The organism is Lysobacter sp. DMC97, from assembly GCF_056313745.1.
On record NZ_JBQUZR010000003.1, the window covers coordinates 451,064 to 476,290 of the forward strand.

General features: G+C 68.3%; 21 protein-coding genes. 10 read left to right on the top strand and 11 right to left on the bottom strand.

Annotated features, from left to right (window positions below; genetic code table 11):
- Positions 1–52 precede the first annotated feature (52 nt).
- The 4 genes from ACT53Q_RS08205 to ACT53Q_RS08220 all read left to right on the top strand — a co-directional run bounded on the left by ACT53Q_RS08205 (position 53) and on the right by ACT53Q_RS08220 (position 7,759).
- Positions 53–2,341: a winged helix-turn-helix domain-containing protein gene (locus ACT53Q_RS08205; protein WP_476186167.1), complete on the top strand. Its 2,289-nt coding sequence runs from the start codon at positions 53–55 to the stop codon at positions 2,339–2,341.
- 124 nt (positions 2,342–2,465) lie between these two features.
- The gene (locus tag ACT53Q_RS08210) at positions 2,466–3,425 is read left to right on the top strand and encodes a helix-turn-helix domain-containing protein (RefSeq protein ID WP_476186168.1); all 960 of its coding nucleotides are present in this window, start codon (positions 2,466–2,468) and stop codon (positions 3,423–3,425) included.
- 154 nt (positions 3,426–3,579) lie between these two features.
- Complete coding sequence (locus ACT53Q_RS08215) at positions 3,580–6,612, top strand: TonB-dependent receptor domain-containing protein (RefSeq protein ID WP_476186169.1); 3,033 nt, start codon at positions 3,580–3,582, stop codon at positions 6,610–6,612.
- Positions 6,613–6,787: 175 nt separating this feature from the next.
- Positions 6,788–7,759: an aspartyl/asparaginyl beta-hydroxylase domain-containing protein gene (locus ACT53Q_RS08220; protein ID WP_476186170.1), complete on the top strand. Its 972-nt coding sequence runs from the start codon at positions 6,788–6,790 to the stop codon at positions 7,757–7,759.
- Positions 7,760–8,201: 442 nt separating this feature from the next.
- On the opposite strand, the gene ACT53Q_RS08225 is transcribed toward ACT53Q_RS08220, so the two are convergent.
- Both ACT53Q_RS08225 and ACT53Q_RS08230 read right to left on the bottom strand, forming a co-directional pair.
- Positions 8,202–11,186 carry an SEFIR domain-containing protein gene (locus ACT53Q_RS08225; protein WP_476186171.1) on the bottom strand — a complete coding sequence of 995 codons (2,985 nt, stop codon included), beginning with the start codon at positions 11,184–11,186 and terminating at the stop codon, positions 8,202–8,204.
- Positions 11,179–11,388: a hypothetical protein gene (locus tag ACT53Q_RS08230; protein ID WP_476186172.1), complete on the bottom strand. Its 210-nt coding sequence runs from the start codon at positions 11,386–11,388 to the stop codon at positions 11,179–11,181. Before ACT53Q_RS08230 ends, ACT53Q_RS08225 begins: the two co-directional genes overlap by 8 nt.
- Positions 11,389–11,549: 161 nt before the next feature.
- Here ACT53Q_RS08230 and ACT53Q_RS08235 point away from each other — a divergent pair, with 161 nt between their 5' ends.
- On the top strand, positions 11,550–11,807 hold the full coding sequence (locus tag ACT53Q_RS08235) for a hypothetical protein (protein WP_476186173.1): 258 nt from the start codon (positions 11,550–11,552) through the stop codon (positions 11,805–11,807).
- A 307-nt stretch (positions 11,808–12,114) separates the two neighbouring features.
- Here ACT53Q_RS08235 and ppa read toward each other — a convergent pair whose 3' ends face one another.
- The 3 genes from ppa to ACT53Q_RS08250 form a co-directional block, all read right to left on the bottom strand.
- Positions 12,115–12,669: an inorganic diphosphatase gene (ppa, locus tag ACT53Q_RS08240; RefSeq protein ID WP_476186174.1), complete on the bottom strand. Its 555-nt coding sequence runs from the start codon at positions 12,667–12,669 to the stop codon at positions 12,115–12,117.
- An 82-nt stretch (positions 12,670–12,751) separates the two neighbouring features.
- Entirely contained in the window at positions 12,752–13,333 is a 582-nt protein-coding gene (locus ACT53Q_RS08245) for a DUF805 domain-containing protein (protein WP_476186175.1), read from the bottom strand.
- A 321-nt stretch (positions 13,334–13,654) separates the two neighbouring features.
- Complete coding sequence (locus ACT53Q_RS08250; RefSeq protein WP_476186176.1) at positions 13,655–16,198, bottom strand: sodium-translocating pyrophosphatase; 2,544 nt, start codon at positions 16,196–16,198, stop codon at positions 13,655–13,657.
- 329 nt (positions 16,199–16,527) lie between these two features.
- Here ACT53Q_RS08250 and ACT53Q_RS08255 point away from each other — a divergent pair, with 329 nt between their 5' ends.
- Positions 16,528–17,037, top strand: coding sequence for a hypothetical protein (locus ACT53Q_RS08255; protein ID WP_476186349.1), 510 nt, complete (start codon positions 16,528–16,530; stop codon positions 17,035–17,037).
- Positions 17,038–17,049: 12 nt separating this feature from the next.
- Here the strand turns inward: ACT53Q_RS08255 and ACT53Q_RS08260 are convergent, their stop codons facing one another.
- The 6 genes from ACT53Q_RS08260 to ACT53Q_RS08285 form a co-directional block, all read right to left on the bottom strand.
- Positions 17,050–17,943, bottom strand: coding sequence for a hypothetical protein (locus ACT53Q_RS08260; protein ID WP_476186177.1), 894 nt, complete (start codon positions 17,941–17,943; stop codon positions 17,050–17,052).
- A gap of 139 nt (positions 17,944–18,082) precedes the next feature.
- A complete protein-coding gene (locus tag ACT53Q_RS08265) occupies positions 18,083–19,018 on the bottom strand; it encodes an alpha/beta hydrolase (protein ID WP_476186178.1) in 936 nt (311 codons plus the stop codon).
- A complete protein-coding gene (locus ACT53Q_RS08270) occupies positions 19,015–19,605 on the bottom strand; it encodes a DUF3106 domain-containing protein (RefSeq protein ID WP_476186179.1) in 591 nt (196 codons plus the stop codon). The genes ACT53Q_RS08265 and ACT53Q_RS08270 overlap by 4 nt, the downstream gene beginning before the upstream one ends.
- Entirely contained in the window at positions 19,602–20,141 is a 540-nt protein-coding gene (locus ACT53Q_RS08275; RefSeq protein WP_476186180.1) for a hypothetical protein, read from the bottom strand. Before ACT53Q_RS08275 ends, ACT53Q_RS08270 begins: the two co-directional genes overlap by 4 nt.
- Positions 20,138–20,722 carry an RNA polymerase sigma factor gene (locus ACT53Q_RS08280; protein ID WP_476186181.1) on the bottom strand — a complete coding sequence of 195 codons (585 nt, stop codon included), beginning with the start codon at positions 20,720–20,722 and terminating at the stop codon, positions 20,138–20,140. The genes ACT53Q_RS08275 and ACT53Q_RS08280 overlap by 4 nt, the downstream gene beginning before the upstream one ends.
- A 69-nt stretch (positions 20,723–20,791) precedes the next feature.
- Positions 20,792–21,139, bottom strand: coding sequence for a hypothetical protein (locus ACT53Q_RS08285; RefSeq protein WP_476186182.1), 348 nt, complete (start codon positions 21,137–21,139; stop codon positions 20,792–20,794).
- A 106-nt stretch (positions 21,140–21,245) separates the two neighbouring features.
- Between ACT53Q_RS08285 and ACT53Q_RS08290 the strand changes: the two genes are divergently transcribed.
- From ACT53Q_RS08290 to ACT53Q_RS08305, 4 genes are all read left to right on the top strand, one after another.
- Entirely contained in the window at positions 21,246–21,575 is a 330-nt protein-coding gene (locus tag ACT53Q_RS08290) for an NAD(P) transhydrogenase subunit alpha part 2 (protein WP_476186183.1), read from the top strand.
- Positions 21,572–22,984 carry an NAD(P)(+) transhydrogenase (Re/Si-specific) subunit beta gene (locus ACT53Q_RS08295; RefSeq protein ID WP_476186184.1) on the top strand — a complete coding sequence of 471 codons (1,413 nt, stop codon included), beginning with the start codon at positions 21,572–21,574 and terminating at the stop codon, positions 22,982–22,984. The genes ACT53Q_RS08290 and ACT53Q_RS08295 overlap by 4 nt, the downstream gene beginning before the upstream one ends.
- A 333-nt stretch (positions 22,985–23,317) precedes the next feature.
- On the top strand, positions 23,318–24,613 hold the full coding sequence (locus ACT53Q_RS08300) for an AAA family ATPase (RefSeq protein WP_476186185.1): 1,296 nt from the start codon (positions 23,318–23,320) through the stop codon (positions 24,611–24,613).
- The gene (locus tag ACT53Q_RS08305) at positions 24,610–25,074 is read left to right on the top strand and encodes a hypothetical protein (protein WP_476186186.1); all 465 of its coding nucleotides are present in this window, start codon (positions 24,610–24,612) and stop codon (positions 25,072–25,074) included. The genes ACT53Q_RS08300 and ACT53Q_RS08305 overlap by 4 nt, the downstream gene beginning before the upstream one ends.
- The last annotated feature ends 153 nt before the right edge of the window (positions 25,075–25,227 follow it).

Here is a 25,227-nt window from a genome sequence, read left to right on the forward strand (position 1 = left end):
GTCGGCCGGCGGCGACGCCGGGGCCCGGCCGCTTCGCCGCCGCGGGGGCGCCATGCTGAAGTCGCACCGCAACCTGCTGGAACCACGTCCCTCCGACCGCCTGCGCATCGGCGACCGCGTGGTCGACATCCCGCTGCGCGAGATCGCGCCGGTGGCGGGCGGCGATGCGATGCGGGTGACGCTGAAGTCGCTCGGCGTGCTGATGGTGCTGGTCGCGCACGCCGGCCGGCCGGTCGGCCGCGAGGCGCTGCTGGAATGGGTGTGGCCGGACACGCTGCCGACCGACGACGTGGTCACCCAGGCGATCACGCAATTGCGCAAGGCGCTGGGCGACGACCGCGAACGCCCGCGCTACATCGAGACGCTGGCGAAGCAGGGTTACCGGCTGATCGCGCCGATCGAGTGGCTGGAGGGTGCCGATGCGCCGGCGTCGCCCGCGGAGTCGGCCGTTTCCGACGCCGTTTCCGATGCCGTTGCGGTGCCTGCCGCGATGCCCGCACCGGGCCGCGGTGCACGGCGCGCGTGGGCGGCCATCGATGCCGTCGGCGTGCTGCTGCTGGCCGCGGCCATCGCCGGCGCGTGGTGGTGGCAGCGCGACGCGCGTGCGCCGGTGTCGCCCGTGTCGCCATCGGCCGCGGCGACGGTCGCGGAACCGGTGGACGTGCAGCGTGTCGCGACTTCGCGCCTGAGCGAGGACTCGCCCGCGCTCTCGCCCGACGGCGCGCTGCTGGTCTACGCCCGCAGCGTCGAGGGTGACGACAGCGGCGGCAGCGAGCTGATGCTCCAGACCGCGGCCTCGGTGACGCCGCGCCCACTCACCGAGCCCGCGCCGGGGCGGCGCGACCTGTTGCCTGCGTGGTCGCCGGACGGCCGCGAGATCGCGTTCCTGCGCCGCGCCGGCGCGACCTGCCGGGTGATGCTGATGCCTGCCAGCGGCGGCACGCCGCGCGAGATCGGCGACTGCCTGGCCGGCGCGGCGGACATCGCGTGGTTCCCCGATGGCCAGTCGCTGGTCGGGGGCGGCGGCGAGTCCGGCGCGCGGCAACTGCACCGCATGCGCATCGACGAAGGCACGTGGCGGCCGATCGCGTACGCCCGCAGCGACGAGGACATCGACCTGCATCCGCGGGTGTCGCCGGACGGGCGCTGGATCGTGTTCCAGCGCAATCTCTCGCTCGGCGACCTGTGGCGCATCCCGGTCGCGGGCGGCACGCCGCAGCGGCTGACCACGCTGCGCACCAACTTCTTCGGCGTCGCCTGGACGCGCGACAGCGCCGGGATCGTCTATGCGCGCTACACCAGCGAGGGCGCGATGCTGGTGCAGCAGCGCCTGGCCGATGGCGCGACCGCCGAGTATCGATTGCCCGGCAACGGACTGACCTCGCCGGCCACGTCGCTGCACGGCGACACGCTGGCCTTCGCGATCGAACAGGGCGAATCGCGGCTGCGCACGCTGCGCCTGCAGGACGGCGAGCATGCGCTGGCGCGCAGCGAGCTGCTGTTCCCGTCGACGCGGTCGGACCTGCTGCCGGCGGTGTCGCCGGACGGCCGGCAGATCCTGTTCATCTCCGATCGCGACGGCGCGATGCGGCTGTGGTGGGCGGACCTGGGCCGGCCCGATTCGCTGCGCGCGCTGGACGGCTTCGAGCCGATGGCGCGTTTCGTGCCGGTGTGGCGCGCGGATTCCGAGCGCGCGCTGGTGATCGCCGACCATCCCGACGGCCGCAAGACGGTGGTGGAGATCGAGCCGCGGCAGGGCCGGGTGCGCACGCTGCCGGTGCCCGACGCGGTGCCGGTGCATGTGGCGTACCACCCGGACCCGCGGCGCCTGCTGGTGGTGGCCGAGCGCGGGGCGGGGCGGCTGGGCCTGACCCTGTACGACCGCACCACGACCCCGTGGCGGCCGCTGGCGCAGGTGGCGGACGCGATCCTGGCGGTGCCGGACCCGGCGGCGCACCGGATCGTGTTCGTGCGGCCGCTCAAGCCGGAGATCTGGCAGACCGATCTGGACCTCGGCGCGGCGAAACGCGTCGACGAGGTGGGCTACCAGCCGCGGACCCGGACCCTCGTCGCGCAGCCCGATGGCGTGCGCGTGCTCGACGGCTCGCCCGCCTGCGGCTGGCTGTGGCGCCGGGTGGCCGGCGGCGCGGGACCGGCCGATGCGCAGTGCCTGGGCAAGCCGGCCAGACCCGTGTCCGGCGTGGCCCTGCTGCCGTCGCCGCCGCGGCTGCTGGCCGCCACCTGGGACGCCTCGAACATGGACATCGGCCTGCTGCCGCTGTCGGCGCTGGCCCTGCCGCCGACAGCGCCGCCGGGCGCGCGAACCGACGCAAGGCCTTGATCCGCAAGGTTTCGGAACGATTTCGGAACACTTTCGCGCCGATTTAGGTGAAATCTCGGCGCGATTTCCTGCCGCCGCGTCGCGGCCGGGCCACACCGGAGCCAGTCCCCCAAGGAGTGGCGCCATGCAGGCCGAAACCCGAAGTCCCGTTTCCCGTGCTTCCCACCCGCGGCTTCCGTTTCCCCCCTTCTTCGCGGACCGGGGCGGCGCGCTGTCGCTGTCGCCGCTGTCCGCGGCCGCCGACGTGCGCTGGCCGGCGGTGGCGCGGCTGGGCAGCCTGCGCCTCGGGGCCGGCGCGTTCTCGATCTGGCTGCAGGTGCGCGGCGAGGCCGAGGTGCGGGCGCGCGAAGGCCGGTTCGTGCTGCGGCCGGGCGACTGGCTGGCGTTCGAGCGCGACTCCATGCCCGAACTCATCGCCGGCCGGCACGGCGTGACGCTCGGCCTGGTGCTGCCGCCCGGTGGCAGCCGGCATGCCTGCGACCTGCTGCCCGGGCACGGGCGGATGTCGCGCGGCGACCTGCGCATCGCATTGCGGCTGTGGCGCAGCGGCCACGTCGCCGCGGCGCGACGCGACGCCACCGGCGACCGCGCCGTGGCGGCGATGCTGCGGCACCTGGCGATCCAGCAGCGCGACCTCGACCATGCCGTCGGCCGCTGCCCGGGGCGGTCGCTGCGGCGCAAGCGCCAGGTGCTCGGTCGCCTGCAGCGCGCGCGGCTGTTCCTCGAAGGCCACCGCGATCGCGTGGTGCGCCTGACCGAGCTGGCGGAGCTGACGAGCTTCTCCAGCTGGTATTTCTCCAAGACCTTCCACGGGCTGTACGACGAAAGCCCGCAGGCGGCCTCGGTGCGACTGCGGCTGGAGCGCGCCTGCGAACTGCTCGCGCGCACCGACGATGCGATCGGCGACGTCGGCGCGGCCTGCGGCTTCGACAACGGCTGCAGCTTCGCGCGCGCGTTCCGCACGCGCTTCCGCACCACCGCCAGCGCGTGGCGCGAGGAAGCACGGCGCGGCGCCAAGATCGGCACAGGCAGGCAACCGTCCATGCAAGGCGATGCCCGCGACGCGTCCGTAACGTGTCCATGACGTGATCCACAACGATTGATTCACGCGCGATGCGCGACGGCCGCGCCGCGTGCCGTCGGCATCGTCCGCACACCGCGTGCCGCAGGGGTGGCCTGCGGCCTTCACTTCCGATCCCGTGCGCCTTCACCGGTGCGCATCCGCCATGGAGACTCCGATGACCCGTTCGCCCGACAAGTCCGTCCTGCGCCCGGCCGCGTTGCCCTTCGCGATCGCCGCCGGCCTGCTGCCGGTCGTGTTCGCGCCGGCCGCGCTCGCCCAGGACACCGCTGTTCAGGACGCACCGCCGAAGGACACGCTGGACACGGTCGTCGTGACCGGTTCGCGCATTCCGCGCGCCGCCGAGGTCGAAGGCACGTCGCCGGTGCTGTCGATCGACCGCGCCGCGATCGAGGCCACCGGCCTGACCTCGGTCGGCGACGTGCTGTTCAACATCACCGCCAGCGACGGCGGCGCGCTGCGCAACGTCACCACCGCCACCAACGGCAGCGACGGCACCCAGAACGTGTCGCTGCGCGGCCTCGGCCCGACGCGCACGCTGGTGCTGGTCAACGGTCGCCGCTGGGTGACCGCGGGCATCACCAACTCGGCGCTGGTCGACCTCAACTCGATCCCGATCTCCGTGGTCGAGCGCATCGAAGTGCTGAAGGACGGCGCTTCGGCGATCTACGGGTCCGACGCGATCGCGGGCGTGATCAACGTGATCACGAAGAAGAATTTCGACGGCGCGGCGATGAACGCCTACCTCGGCGGCTACACGCAGGGCGATGGCTTCCAGCAGTCCTACGACTTCACCGTCGGCGCAAGCAACGACCGCTGGAACGCGGTGATCAGCCTCGCCTGGCAGCGCCAGGAACCGGTGTACGCCGGCGATCGCGAACGCTCGTCGGTGCCGGTCTACGGCGGCGGCGACATCGCGTCGGGCGGGGCCTTCGGTTCGGGCAGCAGCGAGCGCGGCAACTTCGTGCGTTGCGCCGGCGGGTTCACACCGACCTCGACCGGCTTCCAGACCTGCACGCCGGTGGCGGGCGGACCGTACACGCTGCGCGAAGGCCGCCCCGGCACCACCGCCGGCGATTTCCGCACCTTCATCGGCTACACCACCGACGGCTCCGGGCATTCCGACCGCTACAACTTCGCGCCGGTGAACTACCTGCTGCAACCGATCGATCGCTTCAGCGTCTACGCGCAGGGCGGTCTGCGCCTGACCGACCGCATCAACGCCAACGCGATGGCGGCCTACGTCAAGCGCGATTCCAACCAGCAGCTGGCCGAGGTGCCGCTGACGATGGACACGCGCGGCCTGGCCGGGCCGCAGTGGGCGTTCGCGCCGACCGCCGGCAACGTGTTCAACCCGTTCGGCGAGAACCTGCGGCAGGCGAGTTTCCGTTCGATCGCGGTCGGGCCGCGCAAGCCGTACTTCGACAACGACAACACCGCCGTCACCCTGTGGCTGGACGGCCAGTTCGACTTCGCCGGCCGCGACTTCTACTGGGACGCCGGCTATTCGTGGCTCGACTCGCGCATCGCGCAGCGCGGCAGCAACTTCATCAACCTGTTCAACCTGCGCCAGGCGGTGGGCGATTCGCGGCGCAATCCGGTGACCGGCGCGCTGGAATGCCTCGACGGCGGCGGCGCGGTGATCCGCGGCTGCGTGCCGTACAACGTGTTCGGCGGCCCGGACCTCGGCCTCGGTGCCGGCGTGATCAGCCGCGACGAATACGACGCGATGAACGCCTACATCCGCTACACGCTGAACTCGCAGCAGCAGATGACGACCAAGGACTACTTCGCCAACCTGTCCGGCTCGATCATCGAACTGCCCGCCGGCCCGCTCGGCTTCGCGGTGGGCGTGGAGCACCGCCGCACCGCGTTCGTGAACTCGCCGGATGCGCTCGTCGCCGGCGGCGGCTCGTCGTCGAACTTCACCGAGCCGACCGAAGGCCGGGTCAACGTCGACGAACTCTATGCCGAACTCAACGTGCCGCTGCTGGCCGACCTGCCGGGCGTGAAGCTGCTGGAGATGAACCTCGCCGCGCGCCGTTCCGACTACGATTCCGAGGGCCGCTTCGGCGGCAGCATCGTGCGCCCGGACATCGGCGGCGACACCTCGCGCAAGCTGGGACTGAAGTGGCAGGTGTTCGACGACCTGATGCTGCGCGGCACGTATTCCGAATCCTTCCGTGCGCCGGACGTGCTGGACCTGTACCTCGGCGGTTCGGAAAGCTTCCCGGCCGCGATCGATCCCTGCAACACGCTCAACATCGGCCTGCCGACCACCGACGCGACGCGCTGCACCGCCGACGGCGTGCCGGGCGGCGGCGTGGTCCAGCCGAACGGACAGATCCGCTCGCTGGCGGGCGGCAATCCGCAGCTCACGCCCGAGACCGGCACCACCCGCAGCCTCGGCGTGGTCTACAGCCCGTCGTGGGCGCCGGGCCTGAACGTCACCCTGGACTGGTACCGCATCACCCTCGACAACGTGATCTCCTTCCGCGGCACGCAGGCCATCCTCACCGCCTGCTACGCCACGCCGGGTACGCCCGGCGCCGCCACGGACGATGCGCAGCGCGCGCTGTTCTGCTCGTTCATCGGCCGCGACGCCACCGGCAACCTCGTCGACGTGCGCCAGAGCCTGTTCAACCTCACGACCGGGCAGGTCGAGGGCTACGACCTGCAGGTCGTCTACGCCCTGCCGGAGACCCGCCTGGGGCGGTTCACGCTGCAGTGGGACAACACCTATTCGGTCGAGAACACGCTGTTCGGCAAGGTCGGCGAGTACAACGGCGCGCCGTCGTGGCGGCTGCGTTCCAACCTCACCGCCGGCTGGCGCAAGGGCGACTGGGACGCGACGTGGGCGATGCGCTACTACTCGGGCATGGACGAGCTGTGCCCGTCCGGGCCGAACTACTTCGAGTACGGCATCACCCCGACCGAACTGTGCGACCAGGAAGTGCACGACGCCAACGGCAACATCCTGCGCTACGAGAACCGGATGGGCTCGCGGCTGTACCACGACGTGCAGGTAGGCTGGAAGACGCCGTGGAACGGCCGGGTGGTCGTCGGCGCGCGCAACGTCTTCGGCCGCGAACCGCCGATCGCGCGCAACGCGTTCGCGCATTCGTTCGACGGTGCCTACGACCTGCCCGGCGGCGGCTTCTTCTACCTGCAGTACAACCAGAAATTCTGACCCGGCGCGTCGGCGCCCGCCGTTTCCCGCCTGCTGGCCGCCCCTTGCCCGGCCACGGCCCCGGTGTCGCCACCGGGGCCGCTTCTTTCCGGCGCGGCGGATTTGACCCCGCGCAACCGGGCGCCGGCGGGAATCGGCCTACAATCCGGCATCGTCGCCGTCCGGGTCTTCGGCCTTGAAACTCCAGGTTCCCTTCATCCAGCTGCCGCTGCGCTTCGACGCCGCGGCGCTCGCCGCCGAGATCGATGCGCTGGGCGAATCCGTATGGAAGCCGCACCCGCAGGGCTTCGCCGGCAACTCGATGCTGCCGCTGCTGGCCAGCGACGGCGATCCCAACAACGAAGCCTTTTCCGGCGCGATGCGCCCCACACCCGCGCTGCAGCAGTGTCGCTACCTGCGCCAGGTGATCGCCAGCTTCGGCGCCACCATCGGCCGCACCCGGCTGATGCGGCTGGCAGGGCAGGCCGAGGTCAACCGCCACGCCGACCAGGGCTACTACTGGGTCGAGCGCGTGCGCGTGCACGTGCCGCTGGTGACGCAGCCGACGGTGCGTTTCGAGTGCGATGGCCACACCATCCACATGGCCGCCGGCGACTGCTGGATCTTCGACACCTGGCGCCAGCACAGCGTGGTCAACGATGCCGAGCGCGCGCGCATCCATCTGGTCTGCGACACCGTCGGCGGCGGCGCGTTCTGGGATCAGGTCGCGCAGGGCCGCCCGCACGACACGCCCGCGAACGGCTGGCAGCCGCGCTTCCTCCCGCCGGGCACCGATGCGCCGGACACCTTCGCCTGCGAGACCTTCAACGTGCCCGTGGTGATGACGCCATGGGAACTCGCCCAGCACCTGTCGTTCCTGTTCGGCGAATGCCAGCCGCACCCGCAACTGGCGCAACTCCAGCAGCACGCCGCGCGCCTGCTGCGGCAGTGGAAGGGGCTGTGGGCGCAGCACGGTGACGGCCCTGAAGGGCACGCCGCGTTCCGCGCCGCGTTCGATGCCTTCGCCCAAGCCGCGCGTCCGTTCGCGCAGGGCCTGATGCTGCGCAACGAGATGCCGTGGATGCAGGTGATGATGGTGATGCTGTCCCGCACCGCCGTCGCGCCCGCGGGGCTGCGGGCGAACAAGCCGCAGGGCGAGTACGCCTGAGCGTGCGATCGGCGGCGTGGCGGCCTGAGCCGCCTTTCGGCTGTCGGAGCTGCGGTCGCTGCTTTGGCGCTTTTTGCTCGGTAGAGCGGCATTCATGCCGCTGCTTTTCGAGATGAAGCCAAACGCAGCGGGCTGTTGAACACCAGGCCGCTGCTTTTGCTTCTGACGATAGGGCTCAAAAAAAGCAGCGGGCTGAAGCCCGCTCTACCGAGTCGGTATCGGCGATGTGCGCGTAGCCGGCGAACACGTTGAAGCTGCGAGATCCGTGGGTGTCCCGGTGCCGTCTCTGGCAGGCATACAGGCGGGGCTGAGAACCGCTGCCACGGCGTCCGAACGCATACCGGGAAACGGGTTGTCCCAAACATCTTGCGGGTCATTCCGGATGAGGGGTGTCCCGGTTCGGCGGTTCAGGTTTCGGCGGCAGTGGCGGCTGAAGTCATTTTTATCCGCTGCCCCCGATCGCCGCTTCGGCATCGGCAAGTTCCTGGTCGCGACGGCCGTAGCCGAGGGTCCGGATGAGGGTAGCGGCTTGGGCCAGTTCGGCTTTCGCATCGACGTCCATCCTTCCGCCTTCCCGCTTCACACATGCGGCGAGTCTGGCTCGTGTCAGGCGGATATCGGCGAGGAAGAGCGGCATGGGGCCGCGTTCGGCGATCTGCTGGGCTTCGGCCAGGTGCTTCAGGGCGAGGTGGTGCTCGCCGCGGACGAAGTGGTAGAGCGCGGCGGCGAGCAGGCCGCAGGGAAGGTAATGCATCTGCCCTGCGGCGCGGAGGCCGTTGACGGCGGCGGCGACGTGCGGCAAGTCGAGCGTCGGTTGCGGGAGCGGGTTCGCCAGGATCGCCCGGATCAGCCCGACGCGGGCGAGGGTCAGGCGATCAAGCGCGATGGTAAGTAACGGGGCGTTTGGGTCAATCGTCATCCAATTGAGAGTCGTCGTCCCTCGCCGTTCGACATCGGCCAGTCCATCTGAGAATTGAGATTTGGAATTTGAGAGGGGCTGATTGAGCAAGTGCTGCCACGCGGCCTGTTCGGCGGGGGCCAGCAGCCAGTCGCAGTATTGGAAGCCCCGCAGCGAATAGAGCAGGTCGAACTGCGGCTGATTTTCCTTCTGCATCCGTTCGGCCTCGGCGTAGAGTGTGCCGGCGTCCATCCGCTGGCCGGACTGGTGCAAGGCATCCGCCGCCTTGGCGCGACCTGCCATCCGCCAGAACGCATCGCCGCTCTGGTCGGCGTGGGTGATCGACTGAAGGGCGTCGGTCACGGCATCCGACAAGCAGCCCAGTGTCACCTCCAACTCGCTCAGGTTGCTGGCACCGATCGCCGCTTGCTTCCAGTTCTTCTGCTGAACCCGCATCTCCAACCCGGCACGCATCGGTTGCAGCGCTTCTGTCAAGCGGCCGAGGGCGCGGAGGCGGAATGCGGCCTGGCTCAGCAGCCAAGCATGAGCAGCTTCGGTCAGGTTCGGTGACGCCTGGGTCCACGGCGCGTCGAAGAAGGCGGCCACCGCCGCGAGGTCGGCCCCGATCGCTCCGAGTTTTTTCGTGCTGTAGAAACCGTTGCTGTCCGTGCCGCGGAGGATGCGGTCGCGGTAGACCTTCTCGCGCGCCTCCTGCTGTCGTCCGGCGAGGCAGCCGTGGGTGACGGCTTCGTAGAGCGGGGCCAGGCCGTCGATGCCGTCCGGCTGGTGCGGCGTGCTCTCGCACAGGTAGTCGAACAGCCGCGAGTGGGCCGCCCGGAACGCCGCCGGCTGCTCCCGCTGCAACTGCGCCGCGAAGTACTCGCGGATCAGCGGGTGGGCGTCGATCGCGTCGGCCGAGTTCGAGAGCAGGTCCACCTCGCTCAGCCGTGTCACCGCGATGTTCCATTGCTGCGGCGACAGCGTCACCAGCGCGTCGGTCAGCCCGGGAATCGCCGGTTCCGCCCGCAGGGCCTGCAGGCAACCCTTCGCCATCGGCCGGTCGAACAGGCCGGTCAGCCGCAGCACGGCCAGTTCGCGCTGGCGCTCGGGTCCGCCGCTCTTCAGCCAGCGCTCGTAGGCGACCATCACCTTGAACGCCGAACGGCCCTGGTGCTCCCGGTCCGCCGCTTCGAACTTCACCTCGCGGTAGTGGCGGATGTCGCGGTCCTCATAGGCGTCGGCGATGAAGCGCCCCAGCAGGCTGAGGGTCAGCGCGTGGCCGCCGGCATCCTGCCATGCTGCGTGCAACTCCTCGTCCGTGCCGACGATGTTCAGGTCCCGCAGCAGCGCGACCGCCGCTTCCTTGCTCAACTTGTCGAGTTTCTGCGCTTCGGTGTTGGCGAGTTTGTCGATGTCCGTCAGGTGTTCGCGGGTGGTGATGACGACCAGCCCGGGGTTTTCGGCGGCGAGTTCGCGCAGCAGCGCGTCCAGCGCCTGGTCCTTCAGCCGCCCGGCCTGGGGATCGTTTGGCGGGTATTGCAGCGGTTCGATGCCGTCGAGGATCAGCAGCGTGCGGTGCCGGCGAATCAGCTCGGCCAGCCGCTCGCCTCGTTCATACGGTCCGCCGACGGTCGGATCCGGGTCGCCGAAGAAGGCGAGTGCCTTGGCGATGAACAGGTCGGCGGAGGTCTGCCGGCTTTCGCCGGTGCCCTGGCTGTAGAAGCTCCAGTCGAAATAGCGCTCGACGCCGGGCCAGCCCGTCGCCGAGAAGCGTGTCTGCACCCAGTGGAACACCAGCGAGGTCTTGCCCGCCCCGCCCCAGGCCACCAGCGTGTAGACATTCAGCGTCCCCTTCGCCCACGCCGCATCGAGTGCTTCCAGCTCCGTTTCGCGGCCGAACAGCACGCGCGGCGCGTGTTTGTCCAACTGCGTCCTCGCGATATTGCGGGTGACATCGGACGTGGTGGTGTCGGCTTCGGCGGCTGGCGAGGCGGGCGGGAAGGACAGCGGCTCGCCCGTCGCCCGAGGCTTGCGTTTCAGGCTGCCCACCGGCCCCGGGACGACACCGCTCTGGTTCAGCAATGCGTCGTACAAGGCCTGATAGCCCGCATCGGAATCCATGACATGAAACGTCTGTCCCCGCAGCGGTTCGGGAACATGAGGCGCGTCGGTATGTGCGAAGAGCACGGGAACAAACTTCGTCGAAACGCTGCGGGCGTCATACAGCGACTGGGTCATCAGTGCGCCTTCCCAGTCCACGCCTTTGCCTTTGCCCGGCACCTCCCGTCCGCGAAACCGGCGGTAGTACGTTTCCGTGCAGACGCACAGAACGTGCGTCGCTTGATCCAGACCGTTCAGCATCCATCGCGGCCAACCCTCGGGCGGCGATCCCCTTTCGACGTAGCGGTCGAGGATCGTTTCGATGCCGTCTGCCCGCAGACGCTCCGAAAGCGCCAGCACCCGCTCCCGATGTTCGTCGGAGTCATGGCTATAGCTGATGAAAATGCAAAGGGGCATTTGCTCAGTCATGGCAGCGCTCGAAACTATGGGATCCGTTCTTGAATGCGCAGTCACTTTCTGCACGCATTGCCGCGAAGTGACGCACCACGTGCGGGGCCGGTTCGTTCCCCACGTTGCCCGGGATCGACGAGTCCTCCGCAGCGACGGCGGTCGCCGAGGGTTCGGATGCGGGGGTGGCCTGGGCGCATTCGGCTTCTGCATCGACATCCATTCTTCAGCCTTCCTCCTTGAAGCTTCCGGCGAACTTCGCTCGCGTCGGGTGGATGGCGGCGAGGAAGAGCGGTGCGGGACCGCGTGTGGGCAGTCCAAGCGTCCTTTTCGAAGAGTCTGGCGAGGACGCGGCGGCCGCGCAAGGATCGCCCCCCGGAACTGGTGCTAGTCCAGCACCACGCCGCGCGCCTGCTGCGGCAGTGGAAAGGCCTGTGGGCGCAGCACGGCGACGGCCCCGATGGCCACGCCGCGTTCCGCACCGCCTTCGACGCCTTCGCGCTGGCCGCGCGTCCACTCGCCCAGGGCCTGACCCTGCGCAACGAGATGCCGTGGATGCAGGTGATGATGGTGATGCTCTCGCGCACCGCGGTCGCGCCCGCGGGACTGCGGGCGAACAAGCCGCAGGGCGAGTACGCCTGAGCGAGCGACCGATCGGTGGCGCAGCCGTCTGGTTCGCCTCTCGGCCATTGAGACGAAGTCGCTGCCTCGTCGCTCCTGCTCGGTAGAGCGGCCTTCAGGCCGCTGCTTTTACGCCCTAGCGAGTGCTCGATCGAAAGATCGGCACGACCGGCCTTCGGCTGTCGAAGACTTGGTCGCTGTTCTTCTCTGGTTCTTTGAAAAGCAGCGGCCTGAAGGCCGCTCTACCGAGCACGAGAAAAGGGGATTCCCACGAAAAAGCCCGCGCAGTGCGCGGGCTTCTTGCTGTTCCGTCGAACGGTCGCGATGCTCAGAAATGCGGCTTCTCGCCTTCCGGGGTCGCGTTGTAGCGCTCGATCGACTGCAGGATGATCTGCTTCGCTTCCTCGGCGCCGCCCCAGCCGTCGAGCTTCACCCACTTGCCCTTCTCGAGATCCTTGTAGTGCTCGAAGAAGTGGCCGATGCGCTCCAGCCAGTGCTGGCTGACCTGGTCGATGTCGGCGATGTGCGCGTAGCCGGCGAACACCTTTTCCACCGGCACCGCGAGCAGCTTCTCGTCGCTGCCGGCCTCGTCCTTCATGCGCAGCACGCCGACGGGGCGCACGCGGATGACCGAACCGGGGACCAGCGGCAGCGGCAGGATCACCAGCACGTCGGCCGGGTCGCCGTCGCCGCAGAGGGTGTGCGGGATGTAGCCGTAGTTGCAGGGGTAGCGCATCGGGGTGGACAGGATGCGGTCCACGAAGATGGCGCCGGTCTCCTTGTCGACCTCGTACTTGACCGGTTCGGCGTCCTTGGGGATCTCGATGATGACGTTGACTTCGTCCGGCGGGTTCTTGCCGGTGGGAACCAGGTCCAGGCCCATGGGGCGCTCCAAATCGGTACGGAAGAGAGGCGCGCATTCTACGCCGCCGGTTGCTGCGTCGCAGCATCCCCGGCCGGCGCACTCACCCCGCGGGCTTCGCTGGCTCGGCCTCGCGGGGCTTCGCGGGATAGGTCAGCAGCCAGAGCAGGACGAGGATGCCGGCAACCGGCGCGAGGCTGATCAGCTGCCACCACGGGTTCATGCCGGCGTCGCGCAGGCGGCGGGTGCAGGCGGCGATCCACGGGATCAGCACCACCAGACCGGCGATCCGGACGGGCATCGGCCCCATCGCCTCGCCGAGGGCTTCGCCGAAGGCGAGCACCATCGTCACCGCGAGCGCGAACCACCAGAAGTCGGGGCGCGAGGTCGTGCCGCGGAAGTCGAGGCCGCGGATCACGCCGTCGCGCATGGCGTCGAGCGCCGGCTGGCTGGGCGAGGGCGGGCGGACCAACAGGGTCTCGGCCGGCACCTCGAACACCGCGGCGAGGGCGCGCAGGGACTCGGTCGAGATCTTCGCGCCGGCTTCCAGGCGCTGGATGGTCCGCAGGTTCAGGCCGGAGAGTTCGGCCAGTTGCTCCTGCGACCACTGGCGGGCGCTGCGCAGCTCGCGCAGGCGGGTGCTGTCGATGTGCAGGCTGGCGGAGGGCGGGGCGCTGGGTGGCATGGGGGCGGGCGGCGGGGGGCTCGGCGGCAAGTGGTCGGAGGACATGGGGAGTTTCCGTGCGATGGGCCCGCCGGCATGGCCGGCCCGTGGCACGGGATCATGGTGAGGCAAGCCCGGCAGCGTGACGACATCGCCCCGCCACGGACCCGCCACGGGCACGACATGGTCGTTTCGCCTGCCCATGCCGGGTCCGATGCGGCCTGCGGCGGCCCGGTGTCGGCCCGGTTGCGGTGTTCGTCCGGCGGGACTCGCCTGGCGAGGCCGGGAACGCGAACGGCGGCCCGGAGGCCGCCGTTCGAGGGGTGCTGCAGTAACCGGGGATCACTCCACCGTGACTTCCACCCGGCGGGCTTCGTCGGCGTTGGTGCCGCCGCTGGTCGCCTGCGGCTTGCGCAGGTCGATGCGGTCCCCGGCGACGCCGGCGTCGGTCAGGGCCTTGGCCACGGCCTGGGCGCGCTTCTTCGCCAGTTCAGCGTTCTTCGCCGGGTCGCCGCTCAGGTCGTGGTAGCCGGAGATCGCCGCCTTCGCCTCCTCGCTGCCCTTGAGGGTCATCACGACGTGCGAGAGGGTGGTGGCGGCGTCGGCCGGCAGGTCGGCCGAACCCGCGGCGAAGTACAGCGTCGCGGTGTGCGCGGCCGCATCCGCCGGCTCGGCGGCCGCGGTGCGCACGGCGTCGGCCGAGGCCGGCATGGCGTCGTCCTTCTTCGCGGCTTCGGCGGCGGCGGCCGCGGCTTCGGCCGCAGCGGCGGCGGCCGCGGCAGCCGCGGCGACGGCGTCGTCATGGCCGGCCGGCGTGCCGCCGGCGGCTCCCGAGGCCTGGCTCATGTCCAGCGGCAGCAGCGGCACCAGCAGCAGGGCGACGATGTTGATGATCTTGATCAGCGGGTTGATCGCCGGGCCGGCGGTGTCCTTGTACGGGTCGCCGACGGTGTCGCCGGTCACCGCGGCCTTGTGGGCCTCGCTGCCCTTGCCGCCGTGGTGGCCTTCCTCGATGTACTTCTTGGCGTTGTCCCAGGCGCCGCCGCCGGTGCACATGGAGATGGCGACGAACAGGCCGGTGACGATCGTGCCCATCAGCAGGCCGCCCAGCGCGGCCGGGCCGAGGAACCAGCCGACGAGGATCGGGATGATCAGCGGCAGCATCGACGGGAAGATCATTTCCTTGATCGCCGCGCGGGTCAGCAGGTCGACCGCCTTGTCGTACTCCGGCTTGCCGGTGCCTTCCATGATCCCCTTGATGTCGCGGAACTGGCGGCGGACTTCCTCCACCACCGCGCCGGCGGCGCGGCCCACGGCCTGCATGGCGTAGGCGCCGAACAGGAACGGGATCATGCCGCCGATCAACAGGCCGATCAGCACCTTCGGATCGTTGATGGCGAAGATCGCATCGCTGTAGGCATCGCCCATGCGCTCGTGCAGCTTGTGCGCGTAGTCGGCGAACAGCACCAGCGCGGCCAGGCCGGCCGAACCGATGGCGTAGCCCTTGGTCACGGCCTTGGTGGTGTTGCCCACCGCGTCGAGGGCGTCGGTCGTCTTGCGGATGTCCTTGCCCAGCTCCGACATTTCGGCGATGCCGCCGGCGTTGTCGGTGATCGGGCCGTAGGCGTCGAGGGCGACGATCACGCCGGCCATCGACAGCATCGACACCGCGGCCACCGCGATGCCGAACAGGCCGGCGAGGCTGTGGCAGCCGTAGATCGCGGCGGCGACCGCGAGCACCGGCAGCGCGGTCGACTTCATCGACACGGCGAGGCCGGCGATGACGTTGGTGCCGTGGCCGGTTTCGGAGGCCTTCGCGACCTGCTGCACGGGGGCGTACTCGGTGGCGGTGTAGTACTCGGTGATCACCACCATCGCCGCAGTCAGCGCCAGGCCGATCAGCGCGCAGTAGAACACCGGCATGGCGTTGGCGACGATCATCTGCTGGGTGACGAAGTAGAAGCCGATCGCGGACAGCACGCCCGCGACGATCAGCCCCTTGTACAGCGCCTTCATGATCTTGCCGTCGCTGCCGACCTTCACGAAGAAGGTGCCGACGATCGACGCGACGATCGACACCGCGCCCAGCACCAGCGGGTAGAGCACGCCGCCGTTGCCGTAGGTGGCGAACGAGATGCCGGCGATCAGCATCGCGGCCACGATCGTCACCGCGTAGGTCTCGAACAGGTCGGCGGCCATGCCGGCGCAGTCGCCGACGTTGTCGCCCACGTTGTCGGCGATGACGGCCGGGTTGCGCGGGTCGTCCTCGGGGATGCCGGCCTCGACCTTGCCCACGAGGTCGGCGCCGACGTCCGCACCCTTGGTGAAGATGCCGCCGCCGAGGCGGGCGAAGATCGAGATCAGCGACGAGCCGAACGCCAGGCCGATCATCGGCTGCAGCGCGGCCTTGATGCCGGCCTCGTCCGTCGCGCCCTTGCCGACGAACCAGTAGTAGCCGGCCACGCCGAGCAGGCCGAGGCCGACCACGAGCATGCCGGTGATCGCGCCGCCGCGGAAGCTGACCGCCAGCGCGTCGTTGAGGCCCTTGGTGGCGGCCTGCGTGGTGCGCACGTTGGCGCGGACCGAGACGAACATGCCGATGAAGCCGGCCACGCCCGACAGCACCGCGCCGATCGCGAAGCCGATCGCGGTCGGCCAGTCGAGGGCCAGGCCGATCACCGCGAACAACACGACGCCGACCACGGCGATGGTCGTGTACTGCCTGCGCAGGTATGCGCCGGCGCCTTCCTGGATCGCCGCGGCGATCTGCTGCATGCGTTCGTTGCCCGCGGGCTGCGCCATGATCCAGCGCGCGGACACGATGCCATACAGGATCGCGATGGCCGCTGCGACCAGTGCGATCCACATTGCGTGTTGCTCGAGCATGAAACCCTCCCCAGAGTCGGAAATCGCTGCGAAAAACGGCACGGAGGCATCCTCCGCCGGACCGTACGTGACCGTGTGGCCTCGCGGCCGCAACGGACAACCGCCCGACTATGGCACAGCCGCCGCGCCGGGTGGAAACGGCGACGACGGGCGCGCGATGGCCTTCACGGTTGGTGCGTCGCAGCATGCCGGCAGTCGCGGCACGCGGATTTGATCCAGCCCAAGTTCACGCGCATTCGGGCACTGTCCGGGGCGTTTCCGTCCCCGTCTTCCGGATTCCCTGCATGCGCCAGCCGCCCCGTCGCTTCGTCCGCCCGCTGCCGATGGCGATGCCGTTGGCCCTGGCGCTGCTGTGGCCTGCCTGGCTGGCCGCGCAGGCCCCCGAGGTGAAGCGCGACCCGTTCCCGGCGCAGGCCGTGGGCCAGGTGCACACGCTGCGCATCATTCCCGAGACCTGCGCTTACCTGCAGGGACGCTTCGTGGCCGATCCCGCGAAGCCCTATCTGCTCGGCGCCGCGCGCACCGCGCCGCGCTGCCAGCCGCGGGCGCGGCTGGTCGACCCGGCGAAGGCCGCGCCTTCGACGGCCGGTGGCTGGATCCTCAACGACGAACTCCGCGTGCCGAACGCCACCTGCCCGAAGCAGGTGGCCGTGGTGCGGATCTGGCGCAAGCCCGCTGCGTCCGCGCCGCTGCGCCCCGACGCCCAGGGCCGGCCGCGCATCTATCTCGAAGACGCCAAGCAGCAGGCCGCGGCCGGCCGGCTCAATGCCTTGCCGCAGTTCGCGGCGGTGCTGACGGTGGAAGGCGGCGGTTGCACCGCCGCCACACCGGGACGCTGACGTCCCTGCCGATCAGGGCGTACCCGATCCCGTTGCGGCCGTGGCCGGCGGGGGCGTGGCCGGCGCTTCCGCTGCCGGTTGCTCCGGGGCTGCGTCGGTCGGGGCGGGTGCCGCCGTGCCCGCGTCTTCCGGAGCCGCGGCGGGCGTGGCCGCCGGGGTGCCGGCCGGTTGCAGGCGGAGGAGCGGGTTCACGTATTCGGCGGGGATCGCCGGGATCTTGTCCTGCGGGATCTTGAACTGGTCCTTCGCCAGCAACTGCACGCACAGCCAGCCCAGGCCGTTGAGGATGTCCTTGGTCAGCTGCGCGCGATCGGCACGGAGGTTCTCGAGGGTCGGCTTGATCGGATTGGCCTGGGTGTTGGCGCCGCAGACCGCCTGGCTCATCGACTTGCCGGTCTTGGCGTCGACCAGTTGCACTTCCGCGGCGTAACCGACCCAGTAGTGGCTCCAGTCCGTCGCGTAGTAGCCGTAGTTCCAGCCCAGCGAACGCACGGACAGCACCACGTCGGCGTCCGCGGCGTGCAGGGCGGCGATCTTCGCCGGCTTCTTTTCCTCGGTCACCGTCGTGTCGACCGGTTTGACCTGCAGGCCGTAGGTGTCCTGCAGCAGGGCGCCGAGGCGGTCGCGCAGCAGGATCGAAGGATCGGGGATCTCGTTGTTCTTCACGAAATCGTTGCCGGCCTTGACCATGCCGGCGACGCCGAGCAGACCGAAGCCGGCCTTGCCCGCCGTCATCGCCATGAACGACGGCGTTTCGTGCAGCGTCACCGCCGCGGTCTTGCCGCGCAGCGCCGCGGCATCGGCATCGCTGATCGGCGTCGGGGCCTTCGCGGCCTGTGCGCCGAGCGGCAGAAGAGAGAGCGCCATGGCGGCGGCGAGCAACGGAAAGCGGATATGCGTGTTCAAGAATCCCCCTGTGACCTCATGGGCAGCGCGGTTCGCTGCGAGGGCGCTTTCTAGCATCGACCGCGCGTCGGAGCAACGAAGGTCGTGCATTTCGCCGGAATCGTCGGCGATCGGCCTCGGCAACGCGGCGTCGCACGGCTCAGGGCCGAGGGGCGATGTCCGACGGTGCCGGCAGCCTTTCGCCGGTCGCATCGTCGCGATCGAGTCGCAGGCCCGCATCGCGCAGGAACGTCTCGACCGTGCGGGTGTAGGCGTTGTCCTCGCCGAGCCGGCGATTGATGCCGCCGTGATCCAGCGCCACCGGCAACAGTTGCGTGCGGGTGCCGAAGCTCGCGGCGCGGGCGAGGAAGTCGCGATTGCGCGTGCAGGCATCCGGGCGCGCTTCGGCGCACACGGCGAGGATCGGTGCGGTGGCCGTCTTCAGCCTGTGGCGCGGCGAAGCCGCCTGCCAGAACGCCGGATCGCTGCCGAAGGCCTGCGCGAACAGCGGGCGGTCGGGCGGGGCGTGCATCGTCGCCACCACGTCGACGGCGGCCGAATCCAGCAGCACCGTCGCCCGCCATGGCCGCACGCCGGCGTCGCGTTGCAGGTCGGGCGAGGCCGCCAGCAGCGCGACGAGATGCGCGCCCGCGGAGTGGCCGATCAGCGCGAAGGCATCGGGATCGCCGCCGGCCCGCGCGGCGCGCGCCTGCGCCCAGGCCAGTGCGCGACCGACGTCGCGGGCCTGTTCGACCGGATCGACGGCCGGCACCCGGCGATAGTCGACCGACACCACGATCGCCCCGAGCGCATTCCAGCGCCGGCGCTTGGCGTCGATCGCCGAGGGCGACGCCTTGTCGCCGCCCTGCCAGCCGCCGCCGTGCACATACACGATGGTTGGCGCATTGACCGGATTCGACGGCAAGTACACGTCGACGCGCTGGTGCGGGTCCGGGCCGTAGGCGAGGTCGCGCAGCGTCGCGGCCGACGGCGCCGCTTCGGCCGACGGCGTGGCGGCGCGGAAGAACGGGCTCGCGGCCAGCACCGCGAGGAAGGCGAGTAGCGGCCAGGGCGTGCCCCGCCGCCGCAGGCTCACAGCGATCCCTGACCGTTCCGGCGCCGGTTGCGCAGCCATTCGCGGCGCTGTTCGGGCGTCATCGATTCCCACTGCCGGCGCGCCTGCTCGCGCTGTTCGGGCGGCATGGCCCGGTACTGCTGGCGCAGTTCGCGGCGATCGTCCTGCGGCAGGCTGCGGAGGTCGTCCTGCAGTTCGCGGCGCTGGTCGGGAGGCAGGCCGCCATTGCGCGGCTGGCCCTGCCCGCGGGACTGGCGATAGGCGGAGAGTGCGCGTTCGCGTTCCTCCGGCGACATCTGCTCCCAGCGGTGCTGGCCGTGCATCGCCTGGCGGCGCTGGTCGGGCGTCATCTGCCGCCAGCGTTCGGCGTGCTGCAGCATCCGCGCGCGCTGGCCCGGATTGCCGTTCCAGCGCTCGCGCACCACGGCCATGATCGCGTCGCGCTGCGTCGGCGAGAGGTGGTCCCAGTCGGGCAGCGACGCCGGCGCGGCGGTGCCTGGCCGCATAGGCGGCGGCGGGGGACGCGACGCGGACTGCGCGAACGGCGTGGCGGCCGGCGCCAGCAGGCCCGCGCACACCAGGAGCAGCGACAGGAACGAGCGGTTCATAGCGACTCCGGGGCGGTGGACGGGTCGCCCTGCGCGGCCAGCCACAGATAGAAATCGGGGCTTTCGTCGATCGTGCCGAGGTCGCCGATCGCCTCCGCGGCGTCGAAGTCGGCGGCGGTCCAGTCGGCGGGCAGCGCGTCGACGGCGACCACGTCGCCGGCCTGCGCGGCGGCGACCTGCTGCGGTGCCGGTGCGGGTGCCGGCAGCGCGGGAGCGGGGGCGGGCGGTGCCGCGACGGGCGTGGCGTCGGCGACGGCCGGTGCGGCCTGCGCCGATGCGTGGCCGGCGTCGTCCGCGGGCGAGCGCAGGAACAGCAGGCCCACCGTCAGCGCCAGCGCGGCGCTGCCGCCGACGGCCAGCATCGGCCACAGGCGGGCGCCGGCCGGGGCCTCGCCCTTGAGCGCGGCGCGCCGGCGCTGCACGAGCTGCGCCTGCACCCGCGGCGACAGGCGGTCGAGCGAGGCCGCGTGGGCGCGCCGTGCGGCGGCGTCGAAGGCGGCATCGGTCGGGGCGGGGTCGGGGCGGTCCGAGGTCATCGGAAATCCTCCAGTCGTTTCTGCAGGGTGTCGCGGGCGCGGGAGAGATGGGTCTTCACCGACCCCTCGCTGCAACCCATGATCCGCGCGGTGGTGGCGACATCGCAGTCCTCCAGCACGCGCAGGGTGAAGGCTTCGCGCTGCCGCGCGGGCAACGCGCGCAGGGCCTCGGCCAGGGTGTCGTAGGCCTCGCGGTGATCGTGGGCCTGCGACGGATCGGGGGCACCGTCCGGCGCCTGTTCGGTCCAGTCGATGTCGTCCTCGCCGTCGCGCGACGACTTCGGCGACACCAGCCAGCGCATCCGGAACAGCCCCCGCCGCTGGATGTCCACGATCCGGCTGCGCAGGATGCTCCAGAACAGCGGCGTCCATTCGTCCGACGGCCGGTCGCGATAGCCCATCATCCGGATCATCGCGTCCTGCACCGCGTCCAGCGCGTCCTCGCGGTGGCGCAGCCCCAGTTCGGCGAACCGGAACGCGCGCGCCGAGATGCCTGCCAGGAAGGCATCGAAGGAAAGGCCCCCGACCGCCCCCGGGGAGGGAACGGCGGGGACAACGCGCTGGCCTGCGTCCGGACTCACGCGCGAAAGCTTATGCGGTGCTGCGGGGGTGGCGCGACCGCGGGGCGAGCCGTCCGCCATGGGCGGCGCTCAATGCCGGTGGTCCCAGCGACGCTCGGCGCGGTCGCCGCGACGGTCCCAACGCTGTTCGGCCTGGTTGCCCTTGCGGTCGAAGCGGGCGTCGGCGCGGTCGCCTTCGCGCGCCAGCCGCGTGGCGCGCTGGTCGTGGCCGTTGGCCTCGGCGTGCGCGGCGCGCTGGTCGAAGCGGCGTTCGAGGCGATCGCCCCGGTGGTCGAAGCGGGCCTCGGCCTGCTCGCCGCGGCGGTCGAAACGGTGGTCGATGCGGTCGCCGCGATCGGCGGCGAGGGCGGTGCCTGGGGTGATCAGCGTGCCGAGCAGCGCGCCCAGCGCGAGGGGAAGGGCAAGGAGCGATTTCATCGGGAGGGTCCTGTCGGAGTAGTCGGGGGCTTGCCGGCCGGCGGGACAGAGAACGCCCCGCCGTTGCGACGGTTGACAGCCCTTTCGCATTCATCCCGCGGTTATGATGCGGACAGACCCTGGGGAAGAGAGGACATCGTCCGTGGATGGTTTCGTAGCGCTCTACATCTTCATGCTGGCGGCCATCGCCGGCCATGTGATCATTTCGCGGGTGCCGGTGATCCTGCACACCCCGCTGATGTCCGGCAGCAACTTCATCCACGGCATCGTCCTGATCGGCGCCATGGTGGTGCTGGGCCACGCCGAGACGCCGCTGGAGAAGGCGGTCGGCTTCCTCGCGGTGCTGCTGGGCGCCGGCAACGCCGCTGGCGGCTACGTCGTCACCGAACGCATGCTCGACATGTTCAAGTCCTCGAAGAAGGGGGACAAGGCATGAGCGCCGCCGATCTGCTCTCCCTGCTGGTCAAGGCCAGCTACTTCGTCGCCGCCACGCTCTTCCTGCTGGGCCTGCAGCGCATGGCCTCGCCGAAGACCGCGCGCAGCGGCATCCAGTGGGCCGGCGTGGGCATGGTGCTGGCCACCGCCGCCACCTTCTTCCTGCCCGGCCTGCACAACCTGCCGCTGATCGCCGCCGCCATCGCACTCGGCCTCTCGGTCAACTGGGTCTGGGGCAAGAAGGTCGCCATCACCGACATGCCGCAGATGGTCGCACTGTTCAACGGCATGGGCGGCGGCTCGGCCGCGGCCATCGGCGCGGTGGAACTGCTGAAGATCTCGGCCAGCTTGCACGGCCCGCGGATCGTGGGCCCCCACAACGCCACGCTCGCACTGGCCGTCATCGGCGCGCTGATCGGCGCCGTGTCGCTGACCGGCTCGATCATCGCCTGGGCCAAGCTCGACGGCCGCATGGACAAGCGCTACACCTTCCCCGGCCAGCAGGTGCTCAACGCGCTGGTCGCGATCGCCGCGGTCGTGCTCGGCGCGATGGCGCTGTACACGCTGCAACTGCCGTACATCGTCGGCTTCTTCGCCGCCGCGCTGGCGCTGGGCGTGCTGATGACCCTGCCCATCGGCGGTGCCGACATGCCGGTGGTCATCTCGCTCTACAACGCCTTCACCGGCCTCGCGGTCGCGTTCGAAGGCTACGTGCTGGGCAACGAGGCGCTGATCATCGCCGGCATGATGGTGGGCGCCGCGGGCATCCTGCTCACCCGCCTGATGGCGAAGGCGATGAACCGCTCCATCAAGTCGGTGCTGTTCTCCAACTTCGGCGCCACCGGCGAGGCCCAGGCCATCACCGGCAGCCAGAAGCCCATCGACGCCAGCGACGTCGCCGCGATGATGGCCTTCGCCGAACGCGTGGTGATCGTGCCCGGCTACGGCCTCGCCGTCGCCCAGGCCCAGCACAAGATCTGGGAACTCACCCAGCGCCTGATCGAGCGCGGCGTGAAGGTGAAGTTCGCCATCCACCCCGTCGCCGGCCGCATGCCCGGCCACATGAACGTGCTGCTCGCCGAAGCCGGCGTGCCGTACGACCTCATCGCCGACATGGACGACATCAACCCCGAGTTCGCCAACACCGACGTCTCGCTGGTCATCGGCGCCAACGACGTGGTCAACCCCGTCGCCAAGACCGACCCCGCCTCGCCGATCTACGGCATGCCCATCCTCGACGTCGTCAACAGCAAGAACACCATCGTCATCAAGCGCGGCAAGGGCACGGGGTTTGCGGGTATCGAAAACGCACTCTTCTATGCCGACAACACGCGGATGCTCTACGGCGATGGGGCGGACATGGCGAGTCAGCTCGTGAGCGAGTTGAAGGCGTTGGATGGGGGGCATTGAGTTTGTAGGGTGGTGGTGAGCGTAGCGAACCCCACCCTAGACAGCGGTGGCCTATATGAACGGCTGTGAATCAAGCGGGGGGGGCAGCTTATCAGCGGCGTCGCAACTGTAGCGCTACCGACTGGCTGACTTTGCTGCAGATCATTGTTCTTGATCGGCAGGGTTTTTTGCTTAATGGAGGTGGTAATGCTGCATGGGCTGTGGCGGATTAGTCATCCAGTTTGTGTTGGGGATGAGGAGCCCGAGGAAGGTATGTGACGGTGCGGCATCGTTCGAAAAATCATGTTGAAACGATGCTATTGCATCATTCGATTCTGAAGGAGGGTGTCGAACGTGGCAAATAACTTTCTTCGCGAGCTTTCTCTGCAGGACTTCCGTGCCCACAAAAAAACTGGGCCGATCAAGTTGTCGCAACTAAATATCTTCATTGGGGCAAATAATTCAGGCAAAACATCTGTTTTGGCCGCAATAGAGGTTTTTTTGCGAACGATGACGGGTGAGAGTAAGAAGCCTTTGGTTATTGATGGGGTTCCGCAATTTAGTTCATTTGATGCCGCCGTGCGAAAAAATTGGTCGAAAGGTGTTCCTCGTGCGAACCATTTTTCGATGCAGTTTGTTGTCAAGTCGCCCCAAGCTGATTTTCCAATTTCACTTGAGTATAAGCTCGTCCAATCTGAGTACGGCGGCGGCATTGAGACAATCCGCATGGTGGCGAAAGCCGGATCTGAAATGATTGATCTGGATTTCAAAGAGATGATCGTCAATTGGAAGTCTCTCACCGATTCAGGATCGCAGTCTTTGGATGGTGTCCCTGCGTTTTTTTACAGGTTGATACCTGTGTTTTTTATGGCTCAGAAACAAGAGCTGGCATCGTTGGCAGGAAGGTTTGGGCAGGTAGTTGGTGGGCAACGCAGGGATCTAGAGGTCGTAAATCCACACCGACCTGCTCCAAGATCAATCTACGTTCTTGATGATCCTGGGTTGCGCTCCGAGGACAGGGAATTGGTGAAATTCCTTGTTGAGTGCTGGTCAAGAGATGATCAGTGGAGCAAGGCAGTTCGAAGCAGAATCGAGCTTGGTATGAAGCGGCTGGGTTTGGCGCAAAGCTTTGATGTAAAAGAGGCTTCCGGGAGAAAGAGTGGTGGGGTTTTTGAAATAATAGTATCTCCGACAAAATCAAGGCAGAAAGTTTCAATTGCAGATGCTGGGTTCGGCTTAAGTCAAGTTTTGCCCTTGATTGTTGCTGATGCGCGATTGGAGGAGGGATTTCTCTTGGCGTATCAGCCTGAGCTTCATTTGCACCCTCTTGCCCAATCGCGTTTAGCGGACGTTTTCACGGATTCGGTGCGTCGAGGCAATCAGATTTTCGTCGAGACACATAGTGTCGATTTTGTTCTTGGTGTTCAAAGATTGATTGCAAATGGATCTCTTGATTCGGATTCGGTTGCTCTTTTTTTTGTCGAGAACAGTGGCGCTAGTGCGGATGTGCAACGTGTTGGATTCAATGATAAAGCAGCACCAGACCGTCCGTTCCCTAAGGGTTTTATGGATGTCTCTCTGGACACCGTTAAAGAAATTTCGCTAGCAAGGATGAAAAAAAATTCTTCTTCTCATGGGTCAAAGTCATGAGATATTACGACACCAATATATTTCAGCATGCGCAGAACCAAAATGCTGATGCCTATCTGGATTGCAATAGAATATTGAACCCGGAATCTGTGAGTTGGCATGTTTCGGTAAACATGCAGTTAATAAATTCGGAGAGCTCTGTTGGAGATTATGCGGAGCAGGTGTTGTCTTTCTTGGTGGTTTCGAGTGTCCACGGAATTGCGGTGAATTATGTTTCCGATAGCGATCTTCGTGCGTCAAAAAGGGCTAACAGAGCGCTAAAAAAATCTTTAGAGAAGTTTTTAGAGCCAATTGATATTGGTCACGCCCTTTCTTCTCTCGCGTTTCAATGCGAGTTTTTGGTAACTAGTGATTCTGATTTCTGGGATCCTTCAATAAAGTCGGGATCTGATGGCGATCGTGTGGAGCGGCTTATTTCCGGTGTGGGTGTTGTCCCTTGTAGGCCTCGTGATTGCATTTAATTTAAAGCCGTAAGGCGCATACGCTTCGTGGGGTGCATAAGCGAAGCGTCATGCACCTTCATTGGGCGCGATGTTGGCGGGCTATGACGGCGCATGACGCCTTCGGCTTATGCGCCCTACAAAAGAAAAAGTCTACGCAGACAGGTTAAAGGT